Here is an 8,005-nt window from a genome sequence, read left to right on the forward strand (position 1 = left end):
TGCCCCGGATCGGCACGGTCCGCGAACGCAAGGCGCCCCGGACCGTATCGGCCCGGGGCGCCTGGGAAGTCGCTTGTCAGTAGCTCAAGCAGCACGACCATGGCAGCCGGCGGGCCGGTTGCCATAGGTAAAGACGAAGGTCGAGTGCGCGAGCATGCGGTCAGTATGCCCGGAGCCGCGGCAGGCTCCAAGCAGGTTCGGCCGGTGAGACGGATGCAACGCGACTCGGCCCGTCACCTGCGTGCGAAGGCGAGGCGGTCCGGGTCGCAGCGGGGGCGCGGGGACGGCAGCCGTCGGCAGCGACGGGGGGTCACCGCGGCCACCCCGTTAGAATCGATGGCACAGCCCCCTGTCAAGCCGCCGGAAGGCAACCCGTGTCATCAGCGACTCCCGCTGCCGCCGCCCCCGACACCGTCCTGGTCGTCGACTTCGGCGCGCAGTACGCCCAGCTCATCGCCCGTCGCGTCCGCGAGGCCCGGGTCTACAGCGAGATCGTGCCGAGCACCATGCCGGTCGCGGAGATGCTCGCCAAGAACCCGGCGGCCATCATCCTCTCCGGTGGTCCCTCGTCGGTCTACGAGGAGGGCGCCCCGACCGTCGACCGCTCCCTCTTCGAGGCCGGTGTCCCCGTCTTCGGCATGTGCTACGGCTTCCAGCTGATGGCCCAGGCCCTCGGCGGCAGGGTGGACAACACCGGTGCCCGTGAGTACGGCCGTACGGCGCTGGCCGTCTCCAAGCCGTCCTCCACCCTCTTCGAGGGCACCCCCGCCGACCAGTCCGTCTGGATGTCCCACGGCGACGCCTGCTCCGCCGCGCCCGAGGGATTCGCCGTCACGGCGTCCACGGACGTCGTCCCGGTCGCCGCCTTCGAGAACGACGAGCAGAGGCTCTACGGCGTCCAGTACCACCCCGAGGTCATGCACTCCACGCACGGCCAGCAGGTGCTCGAGCACTTCCTCTACCGCGGCGCGGGCCTGAGCCCCACCTGGACCACCGGCAGCGTGATCGAGGAGCAGGTCGAGGCGATCCGCGAGCAGGTCGGCACCAAGCGTGCCATCTGCGGGCTCTCCGGCGGCGTGGATTCCGCCGTCGCCGCCGCCCTCGTCCAGAAGGCCATCGGCTCCCAGCTGACCTGCGTGTACGTCGACCACGGCCTGATGCGCAAGGGCGAGACCGAGCAGGTCGAGAAGGACTTCGTCGCGGCCACCGGCGTCCAGCTGAAGGTCGTCGACGCGGAGGAGCGGTTCCTGACCGCGCTCCAGGGCGTCTCCGACCCCGAGGAGAAGCGGAAGATCATCGGCCGAGAGTTCATCCGTGTCTTCGAGCAGGCCCAGGTGGAGATCATCGCCGAGGCCGGCGAGAGCGGCGAGCCGGTCGAGTTCCTCGTCCAGGGCACCCTCTACCCGGACGTCGTCGAGTCCGGTGGCGGCACCGGCACGGCCAACATCAAGTCGCACCACAATGTGGGCGGCCTGCCGGAGGATCTCGAGTTCCAGCTGATCGAACCGCTCCGCAAGCTCTTCAAGGACGAGGTGCGGATGGTCGGCCAAGAGCTCGGCCTCCCCGAGGAGATCGTCCAGCGCCAGCCCTTCCCGGGCCCCGGCCTCGGCATCCGCATCGTCGGCGAGGTCACCAAGGAGCGGCTCGACCTGCTCCGTGAGGCCGACGCCATCGCCCGCGAGGAGCTGACCGCGGCCGGCCTCGACCGTGAGATCTGGCAGTGCCCGGTGGTCCTGCTCGCCGATGTCCGCAGCGTCGGCGTGCAGGGCGACGGCCGGACGTACGGCCACCCGATCGTCCTGCGGCCGGTCTCGTCCGAGGACGCCATGACCGCCGACTGGTCCCGGCTCCCGTACGACGTGCTCGGCAAGATCTCGACCCGGATCACGAACGAGGTCCGCGACGTCAACCGCGTGGTCCTCGATGTGACCTCGAAGCCGCCGGGGACCATCGAGTGGGAGTGACCCCGGAGACGTTCCGGGTCGCCTCCGCCTGAGGGGGCGTAGGTCCGTTCGACATCCGTCAGCTCGGTGCGGAAGAGGTGGAACGGCTGCGGCGGTTCCACCTCTTTTCTACTTTCTGATTTCTTCCACGGTTGCGCATTCTCTTCACCGGACGACTCTGTTCTCCTGCGGAGGCCGAAGGTAACTTCCCCTCGGTAAGGAACCCAGTGCTGGAGGACACCACATGCACGGGCCCACCCCGCCGCCGCCCCTGCCCACCGATCAGCTGCAGTTCGCCATGCCGCCGATGCACGAATCGCCTGACGACGAGCGGCAGCACCGCAAGGAACGGCTGGCCGGAGCGCTGCGGGTCTTCGGACGGCTCGGCTTCGAGGACGGGGTCTCCGGCCACATCACGGCACGCGACCCCGAATTCACCGACTGCTTCTGGGTCAACCCGTTCGGGATGCCGTTCCGGCATGTCACCGTGAGCGACCTCGTGCTGGCCAACCAGGACGGTCAGGTGATCGAAGGCCGCTACCACGTCAACCAGGCGGCGTTCACCGTGCACGCCCAGGTCCACGCCGCCCGCCCGGACGTCGTCGCCGTCGCCCACTGCCACTCGCTGCACGGGCGCGCCCTCGCGGCACTGGGCGATCTGCTGGAACCCATCACCCAGGAATCCTGCGCCTTCTACGAGGATCACGCCGTCTACGACGCCTACACCGGCGTCGCCGTGGACGCCGAGGAGGGCCGCCGGATCGCCACCGCGCTCGACACGCGCAAGGCGCTCGTCCTGCGCAACCACGGGCTGCTGACCGTCGGCGACTCGGTGGACGCGGCCGCCTGGTGGTTCCTGTCGATGGAACGCTCCTGCCAGGTGCAGCTGACCGCGAAGGCGGCGGGACGGCCCGTCCTGGTCGACCACAAGCAGGCAGTGGCGACGCGGGAGCAGCTGGGCGGGGACCTGGTTGCCTGGATCAACTACCAGCCGCTGTGGCAGGACATCAGCCGCAGGGAGCCGGATCTGCTGAGCTGACGGATCCGCTGAGCCGGCGGATCCGCAGAGTTGGCGGTCCGCAGAGCCGGCGGATCCGCAGAGCCGGCGGCTCGGCGAGGGTGGGGCGGTCAGAAGCCCCGCAGTACGGCCGCCTTCGTGGCTGCGAACTCCTCGTCCGTGAGGACGCCGGCGCGGTGCAGTTCGCCCAACTCCCGCAGCCGGCGCAGCAGTATGTCGTGGTGGTCGGCCGACGGCTGTGCTTCGGCGGCGAGCCGGGGGCGCCCCTCGTCGTCCGCCACACGGACGGACGGATGCGGCAGCCGGGCGGTGACCGCGGTGGCGACGAGGGCCGTGAGCAGGTCGCGGCGGCTGCTGCCCCACAGGTCGAGGGCGTAAGGATCCTTCTCGGGCGGCAGCTTCGAGAACATCGTCTCGTGGGTGACGAAGCGCAGGAACCCGTCTTCATAACCGGAGTTGGGCAGCCACTCGACCTGAACGAGATCCCCTATGTTGATGATCCGTGGGCCGGTCGCGCGCTTGACGCGGTCGGAGGAGTCGCTCCAGTCGATCCGCACCCGGGCACCGTCGAAGGAGACGGTTCCGTCGCTGGAACGCACCGAGACGGGAACCGGCGGGCCGGGCAGGAGGTAGGCCGTGGCCGGCTCCTTGGGAATCTGCTCGAGCAGCAAGCAGTGGCGGATCTCCTCGGCGACGTACTCGGCGACCCCGGAGCGGTCGAGGGCCACGGTCAGCCGGTAGGGGTCCGCCGTGTCCGGCAGGCGTCCGCCCGTTGCCTGGAGCAGCGGGTCGGCGCCCTCGCGCAGTCGGAGCCGGAGGCGGCCGCGCTTGCCCTCGGGCTCGTAGACGATTCCGGCGATCGCCTCCAGGGGCACCGCGATCTCCCCGTACGTCTGCCGGAACAGCGGCACCGAGCGGTGGAGCCCCGGCGTGATCCGGACCGTGTTGCCGTCGAAGGCCCAGGTCCCGTCGCGCTGGATGATCTCGGCCATACGGAAATTCTCGCAGCCGGGTCAACAGGGGGTTTTCGACGCCGGTCAACCGGACCGGCGCTCTTTCACCCCTCCAGACCGGACCTGGACGACGCGGAGCGTGTTCCGTACGGCACAATTCGCTGTCGTCGCACGCCAGTTGTGCGGCGTGGCCGTCCGGCGGTCGTGCGTACGGCGTGCTTCGGCCGCGCGGTGGCCGGGCGGAGGCGTCCGGTCGCGCGGCGGCCGGGTGCGGCGTGGTGATCCGGCGCGGGAAGGCGGCAGCGGGCGTGGCGGTGCAGGAGGCGAGGCAGGGCACGGGGCGCGGAAGTGGTCCGGCTGTCCACGAGGGCGGCTGCACCTGCGGGGACTGCCCGCACGGGGCGCGTGAGGGACACCGGCGGGCGGTCGCGGAATTCCTGGCCAAACGGGAGGAGTTTGCGTCCGGGCGGGGGCTGCCCACGGCGGTCGCGCACTCCGCGTCCGCGTCCCGCCAGTGGGTGTCCGACGAGCTCACGCAGTCCGCCGACCTCGTCGCCGAGCGGAGCCGGGCCGACGGCGAGGCCTGGCTCGGTCGGCTGTGGCGTCGTACGGCGGTCGCGGTGTGGGCCGCGGTGGGCGTGCTGCTGCTGGTGCAGGCCCTGACCGCTATCGGCGCGGGCTGGACCATGGCACGCACGGCCGGGCTGCTCGCTGCCGCACTGGTGGGCGCCGCGCTGACCGCCGCCGGGTGCCTGCATCGGGCGCGCGGCGGGGTCCTCGCGCCCGTCATCGGGGAGGACAACCGGTTGTCGACGTCGCGCGCCGTGGCGGCCAGTTGGGTGTTGTTCATGGTGTACGCGCTGCTCGTGCTGGTCGGCGAGCTGGCCGCGGCCTCGGCGCACGGCACGCGCGACGCGCTGATCGCCGGGCTCGACCTGGCGCGCGGGGTGGGTGTGGTGACCGTGGTCGCGATGGTGTGCGGGATCGCGGTCCTGGTGCGGCGGGTGGTCGGCGTGCGTGTCCTCGGCCAGCGGCTGCAGAAGGTACGGGCCGGACGGCCGCGGGCGGCGGACCTGCTGACGGACGACTCGGGGCGCGGCAGCTTCCCGGACACCCAGTACGTCGTGATCAGTGCGGTCGCCCTGGTCTTCGCGGTGGTACGGCTGGCCCGCCGCCCCGACCAGCTGCCCGATCTGCCGTGGGGGCTCGCGCTGCTGGTACTGGTGTCGGCGGCCACGTATCTCGCCGGGAAGTACGCGGAGGGCGGCCGTCCGGTGGTGCTCTCGGTGGTCCGGGCGCGGGAGGCGGGCGACCTGGACGCCCCGATCCGCACGGGCGACGACATCGAGATCCGCGGCGCGTGCTTCGTACCGCCCGGCGCCCAGGGCGCCGACCGGCTGTCCCGGATGGTGGTCCGGATCGGCACGGTCCATGTCCATGTCCCCCTGGTCCCGGTCCCCGGCGGCTTCAGCAATCCGACGGACACGCTCCTCACGGTCCCGGTACCGGCGGATGTGGAGCCCGGGAGGGTGGACGTCCAGGTGGTGACGGCCGCAGGGGTGGAGACGAATCGGGTGACGATCGACGTAATGGAGTAACGGCGACGGAGCTCGACTCGGCCAGGTGCAGGCATACCCGGGGAAAGTCGGCGCACAGCGCTTGAGCGGTCACCCCCTTTGGCACGTATGGTCTGCTGAGGGGCCAACGGCATGGCGGGCGAGAGGCGGCGACCACGATGACTTATGGCATGCGCATGGACTCCCACACGTCCTTCCTGGAGGAGGGCCACACCTGGCGGGACACCGCGACCCGCTACGCCCTGCTCCCCCTTCGCATCTTCCTGGGCGTCACGTTCATCTACGCAGGCGTCGACAAGCTCACCAACAGCGCCTTCCTGCATGACTCCGGCTCCGGCTCGATCGGCGACCTGATGCGCAGTGTGCGCGACACGTCGGCGATCCCGGCCCTGATCGACCTGTCGCTGAAGAACCCCGTCGCTTTCGGCGGCGCCATCGCCATCGGTGAACTCGCCGTGGGCATCGGCACGCTCCTCGGGCTGCTGAGCCGCCTCGCCGCACTCGGCGGCGCGCTCATCTCGCTGAGCCTCTGGTTGACCGTGAGTTGGGCCTCCAGCCCCTACTACTACGGCAACGACCTCGCCTACCTGATGGCCTGGCTCCCCCTGGTCCTGGCCGGTGCCCCGGTCCTCTCGGTGGACGCCGCCATCCGTGCGCGACGACGGCAACGCGCGGACGGGTACCGGTAGTCGCTGCCTCCCGGGCTACGGAGCCGTCGCCCCGTTCCGTTCGCCGTGCGGTTCGCTTCGGGCCGTGCGGCCCCTGCGTATCGCGCGGGTCAGCAGGCCCGTCACGGCCGCGAGACACAGGCCGCCGTTGACGATCGGGATGAGCGCGAACCACGGTGTGCCCCAGGCGCCGCTCGCGTCACCCATGTAGACGACCCCCACGCCGGTCAGGACGACGCCGGCTATCAGTCGGCCGGGCTGGAACTCATGACGCAGCACGGGCCACCTCCACCTGGCCCACGCCGACCTCGAGGCTGAGGCTGAACGTGGCCGCGTTCTTCGTCGCGGACGCGGGAGAGAGCGTCACCTGCTTGTGTCTGCCCGGCTGCACGTCCACGTCCTTGGCGGGGTCACCCGGCAACCGGATGTCGCCGACACCCGTGTCGATCGACACCTTCACCGTCGCATTCCGAGGGACCACCACCTTGAGCCTGCCCACACCCACCTGCGCCCGGGTCGTCACCGTCTGGTCCTTTGCGAGTCCCAGATGGCTGAGGTCCAGGGTGCCGACGCCGGTGCCCAGGTCGTAGGTCCCCCGGACGGCCGCCGCCGAGGCCGGTGCCCAGGTCGTGCGCGTCCAGTGCGTGCTGATGTTCTTCGGGAGGGCCGTTGCCCCGGCGAGCAGGCCCGCCGTGAGCAACGCGAGGAAGATCGAGCCCGCTCCGGTACGGCCGAGGAGCGAGCTGACCGCGATGCCCGCGCCGAGCACGGTGAGCGCACACGCCAGGCCCGTCTGCAGGCTGGTGCCGAGCGCCTGGCCGTTCCAGGTCAGACCGGTACCGAGACCACCTGCGAGGAGGGCGAACAGAAACACCCAGCCACCGATCCAGCGGGCTCCCCGGGGCTTCGGCTGCTGGGGGGTGCGTATCCGCCGGCCGTGCGACGAACCGCGGGCGATGTTGACCGCCGCGGCCACGTCACGCCCGGGGATGTCGCTCGGGCCCCACAGATACCCGGTGCCGCCCACGTGCGTGCCGTCCTTGACGATGGGGTCGCGCCACCAGGAGGGGTAGGAGGCGGGGACGGGCGGTGCCGTCGCCTCCGGCGGGGCGTCGGCCACGGCCTGCGCGGCCAGCGGGTCGGGGTCGGAGGCGCCGCGATGCCTCGACCAGTACCCCGCGCCCGCGAGGAGCAGGGACAGGACGGCGGCGAAGGACAGCATCCCGCCGTTCCTGAGCATCGACAGGAAGACCCCGCAGCCCACCAGGGCGAAGAGGACCGCGGCCAGGCCCTGGCCGTCGACGCGCCCCGTGAGCAGCTTGCGGACCTCGTTCTCCTCCTCGTCCTCGTAGGGGATCAGGAGCCAGGCGAAACCGTAGAAGATGAGGCCGAGGCCGCCCGTCGCCGAGAGCACTGCGAGCACGATCCGGAAGATCACCGGGTCCATGTCGCACTGCCGGGCCAGGCCCGAGCAGACGCCCGCCAGCATCTTGAACCGGCGGTCACGCCGGAACCGCCCGGTCTCCTCGGTCGGGGCCGCGTCCTCGTGCCCGGACGCGCCCTTGCCCGCGCCGGGGTGCGCGTCCCCGGCTGCTCCCGGGAGTGGGCCCGCGTGGTGTGCCCGGTGCGAGCTCGCGTCCTCTCGCCCGGAGCCGCCCGGGATCCCCCGAGCAGCCGCGTCCTCGGGGCCGGGCCCGCTCCGGCGCACGCCCGCTTCGTCCTGCACGGCCGCATCCTCGTACTCGGCCCGGTTCTCCCGCACGGCGGCATCCTGCCGCACCGTGGCGTACTCGTGCGCGCGCGGCTCCTCTCCCACGGCGGGCGCGGTGCCGCCGGAGGCGGGGAG

7 protein-coding genes are annotated in these 8,005 nt (G+C 71.5%); 4 read left to right on the forward strand and 3 right to left on the reverse strand.

What is annotated here, in order from left to right:
* The first annotated feature begins 374 nt into the window (after positions 1 to 374).
* Entirely contained in the window at positions 375 to 1,964 is a 1,590-nt protein-coding gene (guaA, locus tag AAW14_RS24640; protein ID WP_265566111.1) for a glutamine-hydrolyzing GMP synthase, read from the forward strand.
* A 223-nt stretch (positions 1,965 to 2,187) separates the two neighbouring features.
* Complete coding sequence (locus AAW14_RS24645) at positions 2,188 to 2,982, forward strand: class II aldolase/adducin family protein (protein ID WP_265566112.1); 795 nt, start codon at positions 2,188 to 2,190, stop codon at positions 2,980 to 2,982.
* Positions 2,983 to 3,071: 89 nt separating this feature from the next.
* Here the strand turns inward: AAW14_RS24645 and AAW14_RS24650 are convergent, their stop codons facing one another.
* Positions 3,072 to 3,953 (reverse strand): DUF4429 domain-containing protein, encoded by an 882-nt coding sequence (locus AAW14_RS24650; protein ID WP_265566113.1) that lies wholly within the window; start codon positions 3,951 to 3,953, stop codon positions 3,072 to 3,074.
* A gap of 269 nt (positions 3,954 to 4,222) precedes the next feature.
* On the opposite strand from AAW14_RS24650, the gene AAW14_RS24655 reads away from it, so the two are divergent.
* Positions 4,223 to 5,512 carry a hypothetical protein gene (locus AAW14_RS24655; protein ID WP_265566114.1) on the forward strand — a complete coding sequence of 430 codons (1,290 nt, stop codon included), beginning with the start codon at positions 4,223 to 4,225 and terminating at the stop codon, positions 5,510 to 5,512.
* Between the two features lie 149 nt (positions 5,513 to 5,661).
* Complete coding sequence (locus tag AAW14_RS24660) at positions 5,662 to 6,180, forward strand: DoxX family protein (RefSeq protein WP_416223360.1); 519 nt, start codon at positions 5,662 to 5,664, stop codon at positions 6,178 to 6,180.
* Positions 6,181 to 6,195: 15 nt separating this feature from the next.
* On the opposite strand, the gene AAW14_RS24665 is transcribed toward AAW14_RS24660, so the two are convergent.
* Positions 6,196 to 6,438, reverse strand: a complete 243-nt coding sequence (locus tag AAW14_RS24665; RefSeq protein ID WP_265566116.1) for a hypothetical protein — start codon at positions 6,436 to 6,438, stop codon at positions 6,196 to 6,198.
* Positions 6,425 to 7,885 carry a PspC domain-containing protein gene (locus AAW14_RS24670; protein ID WP_265566120.1) on the reverse strand — a complete coding sequence of 487 codons (1,461 nt, stop codon included), beginning with the start codon at positions 7,883 to 7,885 and terminating at the stop codon, positions 6,425 to 6,427. Before AAW14_RS24670 ends, AAW14_RS24665 begins: the two co-directional genes overlap by 14 nt.
* Positions 7,886 to 8,005 lie beyond the last annotated feature (120 nt).

It is taken from the genome of Streptomyces hygroscopicus (assembly GCF_026168105.1).
In the GTDB taxonomy this organism is placed as follows: Bacteria; Actinomycetota; Actinomycetes; order Streptomycetales; family Streptomycetaceae; genus Streptomyces; species Streptomyces hygroscopicus_D.

Coding starts and splice junctions, on each gene's coding strand:
- AAW14_RS24660 (WP_416223360.1), top strand. CDS start 5,662: ATGCGCATGGACTCCCACACGTCCTTCCTGGAGGAGGGCCACACCTGG.
- AAW14_RS24645 (WP_265566112.1), top strand. CDS start 2,188: ATGCACGGGCCCACCCCGCCGCCGCCCCTGCCCACCGATCAGCTGCAG.
- AAW14_RS24650 (WP_265566113.1), bottom strand. CDS start 3,953: ATGGCCGAGATCATCCAGCGCGACGGGACCTGGGCCTTCGACGGCAAC.